Source organism: Pseudomonas sp. SGAir0191 (genome assembly GCF_002812565.2).
Taxonomy (GTDB): domain Bacteria; phylum Pseudomonadota; class Gammaproteobacteria; order Pseudomonadales; family Pseudomonadaceae; genus Aquipseudomonas; species Aquipseudomonas parafulva_B.
Genome location: NZ_CP025035.2, coordinates 304,398 through 321,059 on the forward strand (window position 1 = coordinate 304,398; position 16,662 = coordinate 321,059).

General features: G+C 61.3%; 9 protein-coding genes. 2 read left to right on the forward strand and 7 right to left on the reverse strand.

The window, feature by feature from the left end; translation table 11 throughout:
• Positions 1–18: 18 nt before the first annotated feature.
• The 3 genes from betA to betI all read right to left on the reverse strand — a co-directional run bounded on the left by betA (position 19) and on the right by betI (position 4,020).
• Complete coding sequence (gene betA, locus CWR53_RS01345) at positions 19–1,710, reverse strand: choline dehydrogenase (RefSeq protein WP_058604247.1); 1,692 nt, start codon at positions 1,708–1,710, stop codon at positions 19–21.
• Positions 1,711–1,855: 145 nt separating this feature from the next.
• The gene (gene betB / locus CWR53_RS01350; RefSeq protein ID WP_100850624.1) at positions 1,856–3,328 is read right to left on the reverse strand and encodes a betaine-aldehyde dehydrogenase; all 1,473 of its coding nucleotides are present in this window, start codon (positions 3,326–3,328) and stop codon (positions 1,856–1,858) included.
• Positions 3,329–3,366: 38 nt separating this feature from the next.
• On the reverse strand, positions 3,367–4,020 hold the full coding sequence (betI, locus tag CWR53_RS01355; protein WP_023533018.1) for a transcriptional regulator BetI: 654 nt from the start codon (positions 4,018–4,020) through the stop codon (positions 3,367–3,369).
• 532 nt (positions 4,021–4,552) lie between these two features.
• Here betI and CWR53_RS01360 point away from each other — a divergent pair.
• Positions 4,553–6,499: a BCCT family transporter gene (locus CWR53_RS01360; RefSeq protein WP_258313230.1), complete on the forward strand. Its 1,947-nt coding sequence runs from the start codon at positions 4,553–4,555 to the stop codon at positions 6,497–6,499.
• Positions 6,500–6,583: 84 nt separating this feature from the next.
• A complete protein-coding gene (locus CWR53_RS01365; protein ID WP_100850626.1) occupies positions 6,584–11,236 on the forward strand; it encodes a dermonecrotic toxin domain-containing protein in 4,653 nt (1,550 codons plus the stop codon).
• 125 nt (positions 11,237–11,361) lie between these two features.
• Here CWR53_RS01365 and CWR53_RS01370 read toward each other — a convergent pair whose 3' ends face one another.
• The 4 genes from CWR53_RS01370 to gpmI all read right to left on the reverse strand — a co-directional run bounded on the left by CWR53_RS01370 (position 11,362) and on the right by gpmI (position 16,487).
• Positions 11,362–12,129: a divergent polysaccharide deacetylase family protein gene (locus CWR53_RS01370; protein ID WP_100850627.1), complete on the reverse strand. Its 768-nt coding sequence runs from the start codon at positions 12,127–12,129 to the stop codon at positions 11,362–11,364.
• 7 nt (positions 12,130–12,136) lie between these two features.
• Positions 12,137–13,453: a S41 family peptidase gene (locus tag CWR53_RS01375; protein WP_058604251.1), complete on the reverse strand. Its 1,317-nt coding sequence runs from the start codon at positions 13,451–13,453 to the stop codon at positions 12,137–12,139.
• A 76-nt stretch (positions 13,454–13,529) separates the two neighbouring features.
• Positions 13,530–14,831 (reverse strand): murein hydrolase activator EnvC, encoded by a 1,302-nt coding sequence (locus CWR53_RS01380; protein ID WP_100850628.1) that lies wholly within the window; start codon positions 14,829–14,831, stop codon positions 13,530–13,532.
• 120 nt (positions 14,832–14,951) lie between these two features.
• The gene (gene gpmI, locus CWR53_RS01385; RefSeq protein WP_058604253.1) at positions 14,952–16,487 is read right to left on the reverse strand and encodes a 2,3-bisphosphoglycerate-independent phosphoglycerate mutase; all 1,536 of its coding nucleotides are present in this window, start codon (positions 16,485–16,487) and stop codon (positions 14,952–14,954) included.
• Positions 16,488–16,662: the final 175 nt, after the last annotated feature.

Here is a 16,662-nt window from a genome sequence, read left to right on the forward strand (position 1 = left end):
AGGCAGCCCCTTTGGTGATCAGCCCTGCTTCACTTCACGCATGGGCTTGCCTTTGACCGGCGCATCGTTGGCCACGTAGTACTTGGCGGTGCTGCGCGGCAACGGCTTGCGACCACGGATCTTGTCCGAGATTTTCTCGGCGATCATGATGGTGGTGGCGTTGAGGTTGCCGGTGATGATGATCGGCATGATCGACGCATCCACTACACGCAGGCCCTGCATGCCATGCACGCGGCCTTCGCCATCGACCACCGCCATGTCGTCGGTGCCCATCTTGCACGAGCACGATGGGTGGTAGGCGGTTTCGGCGTGCTCACGGATGAATTTGTCCAGCTCTTCATCGGTTTGCACGTGCGCACCTGGGCTGATTTCGCGACCACGGTACGGGTCCAGCGCTGGCTGGGCCATGATTTCGCGGGTCAGGCGAATACCGTCACGGAATTCTTCCCAGTCCTGCTCGGTGGCCATGTAGTTGAACAGGATGCTTGGGTGCTGGCGTGGGTCCTTGGACTTGACCTGCACGCGGCCGCGGCTAGGCGAGCGCATCGAGCCCATGTGCGCCTGGAAGCCATGTTCCTTGACGCCCTTGGAGCCGTTGTAGTTGATGGCCACCGGCAGGAAGTGGTACTGGATGTTCGGCCACTTGAATTCAGGGCGCGAGCGAATGAAACCGCCGGCCTCGAACTGGTTGCTGGCCCCGATGCCGGTACCGTTGAACAGCCACTCGGCGCCGATGGCCGGCTGGTTCCACCACAGCAGCGACGGGTACAGCGAGACGGGCTGGGTGCACGCGTACTGAAGGTACAGTTCCAGGTGATCCTGCAGGTTTTCGCCAACGCCTGGCAGGTCGTGAACGACCGGGATGTCCAGGCTTTCGAGCAGAGCGCGCGGGCCCACGCCGGAGCGCTGCAGCAGTTGCGGTGTGGCGATGGCGCCGGAGCTGACGATCACTTCCTTGCGGGCACGTGCTTCGACGCGCTCTTCGCTGTCGCCCACCAGGTAACTCACACCAATGGCGCGCTTACCGTCGAACAGTACGCGGTCGCTCAGAGCGTGGGTCACGATGGTCAGGTTGGGGCGTTTCTTGGCCTGGTCCAGGTAACCGCGGGCAGTGCTGGAGCGGCGGCCATTCTTGGTCACAGAACGGTCCATCGGGCCGAAGCCTTCCTGCTGGTAGCCGTTGAGGTCTTCGGTGCGCGGGTAGCCGGCCTGTACGCCAGCCTCGACCATGGCGTTGAACAGCGGGTTGTTGCCAGCCTTGGGCGTGGCCACGCTCAATGGGCCGTCACCACCGTGGTAGTCGTTAGGGCCGATGTCGCGGGTTTCGGCCTTGCGGAAGTACGGCAGGCAGTCCAGGTAGGTCCAGTCTTCCAGGCCTGGCAGCTCAGCCCAGCCATCGAAGTCCAGGGCATTGCCGCGGATGTAGCACATGCCGTTGATCAGCGAGGAGCCACCCAGGCCCTTGCCACGGCCACATTCCATGCGGCGGCCGTCCATGTGCGGCTCCGGATCGGTCTCGTAGGCCCAGTTGTAGCGGCGGCCTTGCAGCGGGAAGGCCAGGGCAGCTGGCATCTGGGTGCGGAAGTCGAAGCGATAGTCAGGGCCGCCGGCTTCGAGCAGCAGCACGGTGGTGCCTGCGTCTTCGGTAAGGCGAGTAGCCAGGGTGTTACCGGCAGAGCCGGCACCAACGATGATGTAATCGTATTCCATGGGGAAGCTTCCTCCGGAAGCAGTTGCGCGTCTGGCGCTGCACCTGGTGCAGCCTGGCCTCACGCGCAAATGGATGAGTGCTGCAAGGGCCGGTCGGTCAACGACCGGCGCTGTCCTGCAGCATGGGCTGGCGTGCTACGGCCGGTCAGAAGACCGAGGCGTAGTCGCCCAGCTCGACCTGTACCGACTTGATGCGGGTGTATTGGGCCAGCGAGCTGATGCCGTTCTCGCGGCCAACGCCCGATTGCTTGTAGCCGCCCACCGGCATTTCGGCTGCCGACTCGCCCCAGGCGTTGATCCAGCAAATGCCCGCTTCGAGCTGGTGGATGATGCGGTGGGCACGGTTCAGGTCGTTGGTGCACACACCGGCAGCCAGGCCGTATTCGGTGTCGTTGGCGCGGCGGATCACTTCTTCCTCGGTCTCGTAGCTGAGGATGCTCATGACTGGGCCGAAGATCTCTTCCTTGACGATGGTCATGTCGTCGCGGCAGTCGGTGAACACGGTCGGGGCCACGAAGGCACCCTTGCCGAAGTCGCCTTCGGTCAGGCGCTCGCCGCCACACAGTACGCGGGCACCTTCTTCCTTGCCCTTGGCGATGTAGCCCAGCACGCTTTCCATGTGCTGGAAGCTGACCAGCGGGCCGAAGTTGGTGTTTTCATCTTCGGGGTTGCCGGCACGGATACGCGCTACGCGCTCGAGAATCTTGGCTTCGAAGGCGGCCTTGTGCTCGGCTGGGATGAACACGCGGGTACCGTTGGTGCACACCTGGCCCGAGCTGTAGAAGTTGGCCATCATGGCGATGTCGGCGGCCTTGTCCAGGTCGGCGTCGGCGCAGATGATCAGCGGCGACTTGCCGCCCAGCTCCATGGTCACTTCCTTGAGCGAGGAGCTCGAGGCGCTGGCCATGACCTTCTTGCCGGTGGTGGTGCCGCCGGTGAAGGAGATCTTCTCGATGCGCGGGTGCTCGGTCAGCCAGCTGCCCACTTCGCGGCCGCTGCCGGTCAGTACGTTGAACACGCCGTCCGGCAGGCCGGCTTCGGTGTAGATCTCTGCCAGCTTGAGGGTGGTCAGCGAGGTGACTTCCGACGGCTTGAAGATCATCGCGTTGCCGGCAGCCAGGGCCGGTGCGGATTTCCACAGGGCGATCTGAATCGGGTAGTTCCAGGCGCCGATACCGGCAGTCACGCCCAGCGGTTCGCGACGGGTGTAGACGAAGGACGATTCGCGCAGCGGAATCTGCTCGCCTTCGATGGCAGGGACCAGGCCTGCGTAATATTCCAGCACGTCAGCGCCGGTGACGATGTCGACGTAGCGGGTTTCGGAGTAGGACTTGCCGGTGTCCAGGGTTTCCAGCATGGCCAGCTCGTCGTTGCGTTCGCGCAGGATGTCCACGGCGCGGCGCAGGATGCGCGAGCGCTGCATGGCAGTCATGGCCGCCCACACTTTCTGGCCGCGCTCGGCGCTTTCGACAGCCTTCTCGACGTCAGCCTCGGTGGCGCGTTGCACGTGGGCAAGCACTTCGCCGGTAGCCGGGTTGATGGCTTCGAAGGTGGCATCGGTGCCAGCGTCGACGTAACCGCCATTGATGTAGAGTTTTTGCGTTCCGAAACGGGCCATAGTGTCCTCGCAAGTGCAATGTGTGAGTAGGCCGGGCGTCACGCTCCTGCCGTGCTGGCAGAGGCCGTGCGCCGTTTTTCAGCAGCGGGGTCGGTGCCCAGTGTGTGCTGCTTGGCCAGTTGTAGATCCATGTATTCGTAAGCGATCCGTATCGCCTGGTCGGTGTCGAAGGCATCCCCCGACAAGGCTCCACGCAGCCACAGGCCGTCGATCAGAGCCGCCAGCCCGCGGGCTGCCTTGCGTGCATGGTAAAGCGGCAGCACGCGGCGAAACTGGCAACACAGGTTGGAGTACAAACGGTGGTCGTTGATCCGTTGCAACCTGTGCAGATCGGGCTGGTGCATGCTGGAAGCCCAGAAAGCCAACCAGGTTTTCATCGCCGGGCCATTCACCTGGCTGGCATCGAAGTTGCCCTCGATGATCACTTTCAGGTGGGCGCGCGGCGCATCGTCCGTCAACGCCTGGCGGCGCGCTCGCACGCCTTCGTTGAGCATGCTCATGATGTAGCCCATCGTCGCTGCGATCAGGCCGTTCTTGTCCCGAAAGTAGTGACTGATGATGCCGTTCGACACGCCTGCCAAACGGGCAATGAGCGCAATGCTGGCGTCCCCCAGACCGACCTGATCGACCGCTTGTAACGTGGCTTCGATCAACTGCTGACGGCGGATGGGTTGCATACCGACCTTGGGCATCTTGCTTTCTCCTCAGGTCTGCGAGCAGACGACCAGCGTCTGACTCGGCGAAGACCAGTCTATTTTGTTTTGATTGAACGTTCAATCAATAAAGAATAAGCTCTGCGACAATTTGTGCCATTGACAGCCCATGTGGCGGCCCCAGCGGCATCGATTGAAACCTTAGGAAATCGCGCAAACCCAGGGCCGGCAAGGCTTTTACGGGGGCGATCGATGAAGGACGCAGACGCCGTCGCAGTGTGGACAACCTGCGACATGCCTCAGGATCGGGCGATATCCCTGTGACCAATGCGCGCACTTTCAACCGTGCGCAGCGTTATGAAGCGGTGGTAGCGGCGTATGTGTTGCAGCGGATCGGTTCGAAACCGCGATTTCCAGGGTGCTTTTATAACACCTGATGCAGTGGGGGTATTCCACCAAATGCTCAGGAAGACCGATTAGCCTCCACTGCCGTTCTGCCCGGAGCCTTCTTGCAATGAGTTCTGCCTCACTAACCAAACCCCCCGCCGAGAGGGTACGGGTCAACCGCGTGGTGTTCTTCACCTCGGCGCTGATGATCCTCGTTCTGACTGCCTTGCTTATCGCTGTTCCTGAAACTGCTGGCCGCGTACTGGGCGTCGCCCAGCAGTGGCTGACGCGCAGTTTTGGCTGGTACTACATGCTGGTGATCTGCGGCTACTTGCTGTTTGTCATCTACCTGGCGTTTTCCGACTACGGCAAGCTCAAGCTGGGCGGCAAGGAAGACCAACCTGACTTCAGCTATGGCGCCTGGGCCGGCATGCTGTTCTCGTCGGGCATCGGTATCTCGCTGTTGTACTTCGGCGCGTCCGAGCCGCTGGATCACTACTTCAATCCGCCTGAAGGCACGCCGGCCAGCCTGGAAGCGGCGCGTCAGGGCCTGCAGCTCACGTTCCTGCACTGGGGGCTGCACGGCTGGGCGATCTACGCCCTGGTGGGCCTGGCCGTGGGTTATTTCGCCTACCGTCACAACCAGCCGCTGGCACTGCGCTCGGCACTTTATCCACTGGTGGGCGAGCGCTGGGTCAAGGGCGCTGCCGGCAACGCTGTGGATATCTTCGGCATGTTCGTGACCCTGCTGGGCCTGGTCACCAACCTTGGGATCGGCTCGATGCAGGTCGCGTCGGGGCTTGAATACCTGTTCGGCATGGACCACAGCAAGACCAACCTGCTGGTGGTGATTCTGGTAATGGCTGGTGTTGCCACAGTGGCAGCGGTCTCGGGCGTGGAAAACGGTATCCGCCGCCTGTCCAACCTGAACATCGCGCTGTTCAGTGGCCTGCTGATCTTCGTCCTGCTGGGCGGCGAAACCCTGCACCTGCTCAACGGCTTCGTGCAGAACGTGGGCGACTACCTCAACGGCATCGTGCTGAAAACCTTCGACCTGTATGTGTATGAGGGTGAGGCGGGCAAGTCCGAACGCTGGTTGGGCCTGTGGACGGTGTTCTATTGGGCCTGGTGGATTTCCTGGGGCCCGTTCGTAGGCATGTTCATTGCCCGGATCTCCAAGGGCCGTACCGTGCGCCAGTTGGTCAGCGGTGTGCTGTTGATCCCGCTGGGCTTCACCCTGGCGTGGCTGTCGATCTTCGGCAATACCGCCCTGGACCTGGTGATCAACCATGGCGCCGTGGAACTGGGCAAGACCGCCCTCGAGCAGCCGTCCATGTCAATCTACCAACTGCTGGAATACTTCCCGGCAGCTAAGATCGTGATCGGTGTGGCCGTGTTTGTTGGCTTCGTGTTGTTCCTGACCCCAGCGGACTCCGGCGCAGTCATGATGGCGAACCTGTCGTGCAAAGGTGGCAAGGTCGACGAGGACGCCCCGCACTGGATGGTGGTGTTCTGGTCGGTGATCATCACCCTGGTCACCATCGGCCTGTTGTTCGCCGGCAACTTCGAAGCCATGCAGACCATGGTGGTGCTGGCAGGCCTGCCGTTCTCGGTGGTGCTGGTGCTGTTCATGTTCGGCTTGTACAAGGCCATGCGGCAGGACGTGGCCATGGAGCAGGAGCGGGCCGAACTGGCCGCACGTGGCCGTCGAGGCTTCAGTGAGCGCCTGACTCAGCTCGAGCTGCAACCGACCCAGGCGGTGGTGCAGCGCTTCATGGACAAGCAGGTAAGCCCTGCGCTGAAGGATGCAGCGGCCCAGTTGCAAACCCAGGGCTTCGACGTCGAGACCCGGGTCGGCCAGTCGCGCAACATGATGGGCCTGCGGGTGATGATGGAAGAAGGCAACCCCTTCGTCTATGAAGTCAGCCTCGACGGTTACATGGCTGCACCGACAGAAGCCCCGGCCGAGGGTGAGCCCGAGGTACGGCAACGCTTCTACCGCGCCGAAGTGTATTTGCACGACGGTAGCCAGGAGTATGACCTGATGGGCTTTGCGCCTGAACAAATCGTGCGCGATGTGCTGGATCAGTTCGAAAGCCATCGGCAGGTGTTGGGGCGGGTCTACAGCTGACGCACGACCTGGCCTAGCAATATGTACGGCCAATGACCACACGTGCGTGTCTACGGTGGGTTTCCCGATTCAAGGAGGCCCACCATGCCCACCGCTAGAGCCGCTTCATACGACTTCAAAGCCCAGGTCAACGCGCAGTTTTCTGGTCGGCCTACCTTACGACAGGTAGCCAGCCGACAGATCATGGGCCTGCTGATCGAGCACTACCCTCTTATCGCCGTTCATCGCCCCACGCTCAAGGATGCCAACCAGCTGAGCCTGGTCAGGGCGAACCCCGATGGGCAAAGCTCAACGATCCTTCCGCTGGTAGACGAGATACTCAAGGCCAAGCTGCACAACCGGGTGCTGGACTTCGCCCCGGTGGCCAACGTCAATCAGTATCTGCTGCTCAACGGCAAACATTTCTTCGCCATCCCCGATCCGCTCGAGACTGCCGAGGGCGATCAAATCGATCTATTGGCTCTGCAACCTGCCTTCGAAGACCTGCTGCTTTTACTGGATGACTACTTCAACGCAGCGCAGGTCGAGTACTGGCGTGCTGTCGGCAGTATGGGGGTCAGCCGTGACCGCTGGCTGCAATTGGTCATGAAGACGGCGCTGCTGCACAACCTGTCACGTCAGGGCTTGAGCGCTCGGCAGCAGGCATGTCTGCGTGGACTCTTGGGCAGCCCCAGTGAGCGGCCGACGGTGTTCATGGTTGAAATGGCACGCCCCTATCAAAACGGCACCGTTAGCCGATTCCTGCCCGATCTTATCGTGCAAGGGCAGTGGGATGAAGGTGAGGCAGTGCTGTGGTGCAAACCGTCCGGCGTGGTCTGGGCGTTCGACACGCTGGATGAGTTTGCGCAGGCCCTGCAGCAGGAATATCCCGGTTTTGTGGACGAGCAAGGGATGGTCTGGCATCGGCACGAGCTCGAAGGGGACCCCTTTGCGCAGCAAACGGCCATGATGCAGGAACTCATGCTGGGGCAAGTGAATGACCTGTACAAGGCGCCATTGACCGACGCCACGGAGTTGGAAAACGGCTACCTTGCATTGAGCGATCCTGCGCAATGGTTCATCGAGGGATATGTCGACCCGTCGGATTTCAATAAAGCGCCGGTAGGTGTATTTCGGGTGGCAGCAGCCGATAGCTTCGCTTGCCAGAGCGCCTTTTTCGAAATTGCCCTGGCCCAAGCCGACTCGGACGGGGCAGGTGCACTGTCCGGGATTCTCGACCTTCACAGCTACACCAGTCAGCAATTGCGAAAGCAGCTGTTGCAGGACCATCCGGATGATGCCAATTACTTTCCCGATGATGTGCTTCTTGAGTTGAGCACTGCCTATGGGGTTCCTGGCGGGGCAGGCACGGGCGCCGGCGACGGCGTTGTGGAAAAGTGCACTATCACGTTGACGGAGTTCGCAATTGGTAACCTGAGTTCGCTCGGGCAAGCGACCATCACCGCCATCAGCCACCGTGAAGATCAGCTGATCATGGATTGGTTGACCGTTGATTACCTCAAGCAGCTTGTCTGGCGAGTAGATATCGGTGCAACTTACCCAGCGTATGTAGTCACCCATCTGGACGACGCGCAGCGCCAACCTGAGCGGGTCAAACGCTTCGCAGGAGAATGGCGAAGCGCATTCCTCAATAGCGCCTTGCTGGCAAGATTGACGCGACAGTTGAGCGAAATCGGTCTGCAGGCTATTTCCGATTATTGCGGCGGTAGGCTGGACGCAGCACAACCGGCCAGCACACTGATGCAATTTGCATTGCGACGTACGCCGGACAGTGAGCAATACGATCGGGTGCATGGCATGTATGTCCTGGTCAATCAAACCCCAGGAACCGTTGTGCTGTACAGGCCCCTCTACGGCGGGAAGGCGGTGCTGGAATTCACCAGTACGGACGCGTTGATGGCTGAGGTGCGCGACGATGCTGAGCTGCAGACCAGCATCCTTGACTGGCTAACGCCTGAAGTGCGCCCGGTCTACGACCACGGCGGGTTCAGCGAGCCTCATCTGGGGCATTCGATCATCGATACCTCGATCTTGCCCGAGCGTGTTGCGCCTGCTCAGTTCTGGGGCAAACCCTGGCTAGATGATGTCGATCTTCAGTTGTACAAAGCCAACCGCGATTTGCTGGTCGATCTGGCCGAGCGCAGCTCGGTCGCCAACGCAGAAAGTCAGTGGGCGATTCTCACTCAAGGTGCCTGGTTGCTGTTCGATGTCGCTTCTATGGTGGTAAGTGGGCCCGTCGGCGCCATAGCCTGGATGGTCCAGACGCTCAATGCCGCGGCAGCCGACGAAAAAGCCATCCGTGAAGGTACGGCGTTCGAGCGCTCGGCTGCCATTGTGGATATCGTGCTTAACCTGGTAATGGCGCTGGGGCATGTGTTCGGACCAAAAACTGCCGCCAAGCCGGTAGAGCTACCCGATGCCATACGCCCTGCAAGGTTGGCGCCGGGGTCGACACTCCCAGTGCTGGCCGATGCCGATGTGCCCACGCAAGGCAAAGTCTACCTTCCTGGGCCGGTCACCAAGCCGCAGGCGATCATGGATTTTTCCTTCTCTGGTGGGGAAGGGTTCAATGCCCTACCGGCCGAAATGCGCAGCAAGGTCTTGGGTTTGCGCGTGCAGATCGATCTGGAACAGCACTCGCCCGCTTCCACCGGGGAGGCCGCAGGTCTTTACACGGTCGATGGGCAACGCTACGCAAAGATGCTGATGGGCACCTTTGCTGTATCGGTCGATGCCGAAGGCGTGCGCATCATTGATGCGCAGGGCAAGCCTGGCCCATGGTTGAAGCGTGTGGGCGGGGCATGGCGTATCGACTCGGGCCAACGCTTGCTAGGTGGCATGCCCAAGAGCCGTCTTCAGCTCGTGCGCGAAGAGAACATGCGCCGCGAAGAGAGCATGCGTGAAGAGGATGCGCGCTTGACGTATGCGCGCGAAGCATTGGCCGCGGCCTATGACCGACATGCTTCTGAAGTGGATAAGACCACCGAAAAACTTGAGGAACTTGAGCGAGTCGAAACGCCCGATAGACAGCAACTGGAAATGATTAGTCTACTGCGTCAAGTCAGGAGGGGGCAGCGCCAGTATGTGTGCAAAGACCTGGACGCGCTCATCAAACATGACAGCGAGCACGACGCTCTGCTCATGTCGAGCGGATCGGTAAGACCTTCCAGTCAGCTCGTCTCGACCACGATAGCTTATCAACGCAGTATCATCCGACGTGGCTTGTTGGCGTCCTGCGAGACGTATTACAACTTGCTGGCGGTCATGATCAATGAAGAGTCCATAGACGCACAGCTTGATGAAATCGCAGTCCTGCCTACCACTGAGGAGGAGCAGCAACGCTACAAGCGATTGACTGCCTCGCTCGAACGCGTGACGCAGTGGATCAAAGACATGCTGGCCTTGGCCACCAAGCTTGATCCTCTACTTGAAAGCACTCGAGCCGACAATGACATTGTGTTCCAGGATGCTGACGGCAAGATCGAAAACAAGCATCTTGAACTGACCAGAATTATTCAACAGCGCCAATTGAACGCCATCGACCTCGAGTTTCGATTGCTTGAAGACCTTGGCGAATTGTCACTTGATCGTCTCCGAAGCGAATCCGAAGAGCAGATCAACATATACAACGAAATGCTGGTTGGACAGGCACTCAAGAGCGCGGGCAGTGCACATGGTGAATTGGCTGGCAGTAGCCTGCCTGTCGAAGAACGAGTCGCTGTGCTCAATGACGTGATCGATGCGTACGAGGAGGCCATTGGCAGGGCGCAATATCTGGCCGGCGCCAAACCTGAAGCTATCCGACTCGATAAGCTCCAGCAGTATCTGGAAGTGCTGCGCCGGTTGAAGCTGTTGGCCAGTGAGGAAATGCAGGCCAATGTTCGTGAGGTCGAGCAGACCAAAGCCTTTGCCCCGCGCGCGCCCGCTTATGCGCCGCGCGGCGGTGTGCGTCGAATGGTCAGGACCAAGCAGGGACGGAACGTAGTGGGTGTCGAGAGCGTCGACGACGCAGGCCTGCCCGTCCTGCAACAAGTGGACAGTCATGCGAAGGTGTTGCGAACCTTTCGCCGGCAGGATAGCCAGTGGCAAGAGGTCGAAACGTCAGGCACCGCCGAACCGTCGCCGGGCCCTGCTATCAAGGTAAGCGAACTGCGTCGACAGGCGCAGAAGCTGATCGACGGCGTTGATACCACGGTTGCGATGGCAAGAAAATTCTTCGCCAAGAATGAGCCCCTGGGATTGGCTACGATTGTCGACGAGCACGTCAAAAACCTCAAAACCAACCTGTCACTGTTGCCCCGAACTGATGCCGAAAATGCGTTAAGAGGACGCGTCGAGCACGCAATCACCGAGCTTGAAGACCATCGTCAGGAGCTGCTCAAGACATATTATTTGACCTGCAAGACCCCTACCTTGAATGCGCTCAAATTCCTTCACGAACTGGGTGAAATTACCATTAGCCTAGCCGATCGCAGGGTGCCGCTGGGGACAAATGACTATCTAGATACCTACGAGATCAAACGGGTATCAGGCAAGCCTCTTTGGGAGGCCCATTTTCATTACCCCGCCGTGGACACGACTGATCTAGAGTTTTCCCGAGGGCACCTGAAATTATGGGAGCAACGTAGGCTTGGGCATCAGGCTGTATTACGGGCCGCAAAGAAACAGCAAGTGCTCTCCATCTACCGTGGCCAGCTACGTAGAGGCGATGTGGAGGGCATCATTCCATTCGGGTAACGATGCTGCTGTGGCCTGTGCTCCGCTCGCTGCCAGGCGGCAGAGTCTAGACGTCAACGACGTGCCTGCACTGGCATGAAGGCACGCAGGCGACCCGGTTCGCGGGCACCCTGCGCGATGCCCGCTCAACGATTGCTGTAACGGCCTTGCTTGCCGTGGGCGGGCATGGCCAGGTTGCTTCGTTCGGCAATCATCTGCTGCAGGTTGATCAGCTTCACACCCTGTCGAGTGAGGTTTGGCAGCTCGCGCTCCAGCACTTCGAGGGTCTGTGGATACGGGTGGCCAATCAGCACTGCCGAGCCCTGTTTGCGCGCCAAGGCGATGCCTTGGTGCAGTTGGCGTGTAATTGCCTCAGGCGTGCGCTCGTCATCCAGAAACACATCCCTGGACACGTTCGCCGTGCCCTGTGCCTGGGCTTGTGCCGCGGCCACGGTCGCAGCGCTGGTGCGGCTGTCGACGAAGAACAGGTCGCGGCGCTGTAGCTCACCCATCAACCAGGTCATGGCGTCGCGTTGTGCCGTCATGCGGCTGCCCATGTGGTTGTTCACGCCAGCGGCATAAGGCACCTTGGCCAGGGCCGCATCAAGACGCCTGGCAAGCTCGTCTTGCGGCACGCCGGGGTGCCAGGCATAGGGCCCGGTGGCCGGGTCCATGGGCATGTGCAGGATGACGGTTTTACCCGCCTTGTGCGCCTGGCGGGCGAAATCGGTGGCATGCGGGGTGTCAGGCATGATGGCCATGGTCACCGGCCCCGGCAGCGCCAGGGTTCGACTGTCGCGTTCGGGGCTTTGGCCGAGGTCATCGATGATGATGCTCATGTAGGCCTGGCTGGTGGGCGCCGCGTGCGCCACGCCCGCCATCAGCCCGATCAGCAGATACAGCAAATAACGCATGGTTGGCTCAGCTGCCTTTGGTGATGTTCAGGCCCTTGAGCAGGCTCAGGGCCTGGCTCAGCTGGAAGTCGTTGTCCTGCGGCCGCTCCTTGCGTTTGCTGCTGCCGGTGGGACGGTCGGCGCCCCCATTGCCATTACCCAGGTGCCCCTGCAGGTCGGCTTCCTTGAAGTTGTCGTTGTCCGCTTCGGCCGTAAGCTTGGCCTGGCGGACCTCGATGTCCGGCACGATACCCTGGGCCTGGATGGAGCGACCGTTGGGGGTGAAGTACAGGGCAGTGGTCAGCTTCAGGGCACGGTCGTTGGCCAGGGGCAGCACGGTCTGGACCGAGCCCTTGCCAAAACTGTCGGTGCCCATCAGCACGCCACGCTTCTGGTCCTGCAACGCGCCCGCGACGATTTCCGAGGCCGAGGCGCTGCCGCCGTTGATCAGCACCACCAGTGGCACACCTTCGCTGGCATCGGCAGGGTCAGCCGAGAAGCGCAACTCGGAATTGGCGATCCGCCCTTTGGTGTACACGATCAGGCCCTTGGTCAGGAAGTGGTCAGCCACTTCTACCGCCGACTGCAACACGCCCCCCGGGTTGTTGCGCAGGTCCAGGATAACGCCACGCAGCTTCTTGCCGTTGTCCTTGCGCAGCTTGGCCAAGGCCTTGCCCACTTCGTCGCCGGTCTTGACCTGGAACTGGGTGATGCGGATATAGCCGTAGTCGTTCTCGAGCAGTTGGCTCTTGACGCTTTTAACCTGAATGACTGCACGAGCAAGGGTCACATCGAACGGCGTACCCCCATCGCGCACCAACGTCAGGGTGATCTTGTCGCCCACCTTGCCGCGCATCTTGTCCACGGCCTCGGTCATGGTCTGGCCGCGTGTCGGTGCGCCGTTGATCTTCACGATCAAGTCGCCCGCCTGCACGCCGGCCTTGGACGCTGGGGTGTCATCGATGGGCGAGACCACCTTGATGAAACCGTCTTCCTGGCCGACTTCGATGCCCAGGCCGCCAAACTCACCGCTGGTACTTTCCTGAAGCTCCTGGAAGTCTTCAGGGCCCAGGTAGGCCGAGTGAGGGTCGAGGTTGCTGAGCATGCCTTTGATAGCGTTTTCCAGCAGCGTCTTGTCATCGACAGGCTCGACGTAAGCCGCCTTGATACGGTCCATGACCTCGGCGAAGGTGCGCAGCTCTTCAAGCGGCAGCGGCGCCTTGGCAGTGACCTCGGTGACGGGCACGGCAGCCGCCTTGGCAGGCTCTGCGGCAATGGCCAGGGGTGCGCCGACCGCCAGGGCGATGGACAGGGCCAGCTGGGTAAGACGGGGCGAGTGCAGCATGTCGAACGAACTCCTGATCCTGTAAACGCTCCCTTCGGAGCATGGGCACAGCACACGCTGCGCCACATAAGTTTGACTAGCCGCGGCACCACTGGGAGGGGTCGGAAGGCCGGCCCTGCTGGCGGATGGCGAAATACAGACCGGCAGCCTCCTGGCCACCGCTATCGCCGACTGTCGAAATAGCTTCGCCCGCCTTGACGACGTCTCCGGCGCTCTTGAGCAGGCTCTGGTTGTGGCCATACAGGCTCAGGTAACCATTGCCGTGGTCGAGAATGACCAGAAGGCCGGCGCCACGCAACCAGTCGGCGAACACCACACGGCCGCCATGGACAGCCCGCACCTGGGTACCGGGGTTGGCACTGATCATCACCCCGTCCCACTTGGCGCGTGAATCACCGCCACGGGCATCCCCGAAGCGTGCCAGCAATCGACCATTGACGGGCCATGGAAGTTTTCCGCGGGACGCAGAAAATGCGCCGCCATAACTGGCACCGTCGCTCGAAACCATGGGGCCGAGGGTCGCGCGGGCCTTGCGAGGTGGCTCGACTGGCTCGGGCGCCTTGTCACGGGCTGCGGCGGCGAGTGCCTCTTGCTGGCGGCGTTTTTCCGCCTCCTGCTGGGCCAGCAGTGCGCGTTGGCGTGCCTGCTCGGCTTCACGCGCCTGGCGGGCCAGGGTTTCCTCGATGGTCTTGAGTACCTTGGAAAGATCGGCTTGGTCCTGCTCGCGGGCGCGCAGCTTCTGGTCGCGGTCCTTCACATCGCCGTTGAGCTTTGCCAGCACCTCGCGGCGCTTGCCTCGTTCGACTTCCAGCGCCTGGCGGCGGGTATCGAGGTCGGCGCGCTGGGCCAGCAATTGCGCTTGCTGGTTGCCGATGTCACGTTCGACACCGGCCAGTTGGCGCAGGGTGTCATTGAAGGCGCGCAGTTGCTCCAGGCGCGCCTTGCTCAGGTAGTCGTAGTAGGTGAGTGTTCGCGCGAATTTTTCCGGGTTCTGCTGGTTGAGCAGCAGCTTGAGGTATTCCTCACGGCCGTTCTGATAGGCCGAACGGGCCTGGATGGCAATCAGCCGCTGTTGTTCAACGCGGGCGCTCTGGAGTTTTTTTTTCTCGGTATCAAGGCGCTCCAGCTCGCCCTCGGTCTTTTTTAGTTGCTGCTGCAGGGCCTCCACCTGCTTCTCCAGGTTGCCGATGTCGGTTTCGGTGGCCTTCAGGTCTTTCTGCACGCCGGCCTTTTCTTCCTGGAGCTTGCCCAAGGTTTTCTTGAGCTCGGCGATGTCCTGGCGGGTGGCGTCCAGTTGCTGCTGGGTCTGTGCGCGCTCGTCGGCGAACGCCGGGGCGAGCAGGCAAGACAAGGCGAGAAGGATCAGGGCGCGAAGCATGGGTTTGGCATACCGGGGATGGAGACTGGCCTAGTATGAATGAGCGGCAGGCTGCACGCTACACGCCACAGGAAAGGGCCGCGAACTGGCCCGTGCTTCTTGTGGCGTGTGGCATGACTGTCAGGCGTCGATCAGGATGGACGTGCCTGTCATCTCGGCAGGCTTCTCCAGCCCCAGCAGCTTGAGCATGGTCGGTGCCACGTCTGCCAGCACTCCGCCTTCGCGGACCTTGAGGTTGCGCTTGCCTACATAGATGAACGGCACCGGCTCGGTGGTGTGCGCGGTGTGCGCCTGGCCGGTGGATTCGTCTTCCATTTGCTCGACGTTGCCATGGTCGGCCGTGATCAGTGCTTCGCCACCGACCTTGTCCAGCGCCGCGACGATGCGGCCCATGCAGCCATCCAGGGCCTCGACGGCCTTGACTGCGGCATCGAACACACCGGTATGGCCAACCATGTCGCCGTTCGCGTAGTTCACCACGATCACGTCATGACGCTGCTGCTCGATGGCTTCGACGATACGGTCGGTGACTTCGGGCGCGCTCATTTCCGGCTGCAGGTCATAAGTAGCGACCTTGGGCGATGGAATGAGGATGCGCTCTTCGCCTTCGAATGGTTCTTCGCGCCCGCCCGAGAAGAAGAAGGTGACATGCGCGTACTTTTCGGTTTCGGCGATGCGCAGCTGAGTCTTGCCATTGTTCGCCAGGTATTCGCCCAGCACGTTGTGCAGGCTGGCCGGCGCGAAGGCGGCCGGCGCCGGGATCTTGGCCGAATACTGGGTCAGGCCGATGAACGCCGCCACTTTCGGCAGACGCGCGCGCGGGAATTCGTTGAAGTCCGGCTCGACGAACACGCGCGACAGCTCGCGGGCGCGGTCGGCGCGGAAGTTCATGAAAATCACCGCATCGCCGTCTTCGACCTTGACGGGCTCGCCGATGCGCGTGGCCTTGACGAACTCATCACTCTCATCGCGGGCGTAGGCTGCTTCGAGACCGGCCAGGGCAGTGTCGGCGGTGTATTGCGCGTCACTGTCTACGATCAGGTTGTAAGCGGCGCTCACCCGGTCCCAGCGGTTGTCGCGGTCCATGGCGAAGTAGCGGCCGATGAGACTAGCGATGCGGCCTTTGCCCAACCGGGCGAACGTGGCATCGAGCAGTTCGATGGAGGACTGGGCGCTGCGCGGCGGGGTGTCGCGGCCATCGAGGAAGGCGTGCAGGTAGATTTTTTCGGCCCCACGCTGCGCAGCCAGCTCAGCCATGGCAACGAGGTGGTCCTGGTGGCTGTGAACGCCACCGTCGGACAGCAGGCCGAGAATGTGCACGGCCTTGCCAGCGCCCGCCGCCGCATCGACCGCACCGGTGAGCACCGGGTTGGTGAAGAACTCGCCGTCACGGATGGCCTTGGTGACGCGGGTGAAGTCCTGGTAAACGACGCGCCCGGCGCCCAGGTTCATGTGGCCGACCTCGGAGTTGCCCATCTGGCCATCCGGCAGGCCGACATCCATGCCCGAACCGGAAATCAGGCCGTGCGGCTGGGTAGCCTGCAAGCGGTCGTACACCGGCGTGTTGGCGGCGTGGATGGCGTTGTACTCAGGGCTTTCGCTGTAACCGAAGCCGTCCAGGATGATCAGGACCAGGGGTTTGGGCGTGCTCGTCATCAATCAAACTCACGGTTGTTCAAAGATGATAAAGACACGCATTTTAGGGCAAATGCGCCGGTGTGGGCGAATAATCGTCCTCAAGCCCGACCGGCGCACCCTCACGGCATTGTGTAGCGGCACTTGCTTCGCGGCCCTGTCAGGCTTTGGTGGCACCGGGCTGGTGTGTATACTG

Excerpts from the sequence above, each read along its gene's own strand:
- betA (WP_058604247.1), bottom strand. The coding sequence starts at position 1,710 with ATGGAATACGATTACATCATCGTTGGTGCCGGCTCTGCCGGTAACACC.
- betB (WP_100850624.1), bottom strand. The coding sequence starts at position 3,328 with ATGGCCCGTTTCGGAACGCAAAAACTCTACATCAATGGCGGTTACGTC.
- betI (WP_023533018.1), bottom strand. The coding sequence starts at position 4,020 with ATGCCCAAGGTCGGTATGCAACCCATCCGCCGTCAGCAGTTGATCGAA.
- CWR53_RS01365 (WP_100850626.1), top strand. The coding sequence starts at position 6,584 with ATGCCCACCGCTAGAGCCGCTTCATACGACTTCAAAGCCCAGGTCAAC.
- CWR53_RS01370 (WP_100850627.1), bottom strand. The coding sequence starts at position 12,129 with ATGCGTTATTTGCTGTATCTGCTGATCGGGCTGATGGCGGGCGTGGCG.
- CWR53_RS01375 (WP_058604251.1), bottom strand. The coding sequence starts at position 13,453 with ATGCTGCACTCGCCCCGTCTTACCCAGCTGGCCCTGTCCATCGCCCTG.
- CWR53_RS01380 (WP_100850628.1), bottom strand. The coding sequence starts at position 14,831 with ATGCTTCGCGCCCTGATCCTTCTCGCCTTGTCTTGCCTGCTCGCCCCG.
- gpmI (WP_058604253.1), bottom strand. The coding sequence starts at position 16,487 with ATGACGAGCACGCCCAAACCCCTGGTCCTGATCATCCTGGACGGCTTC.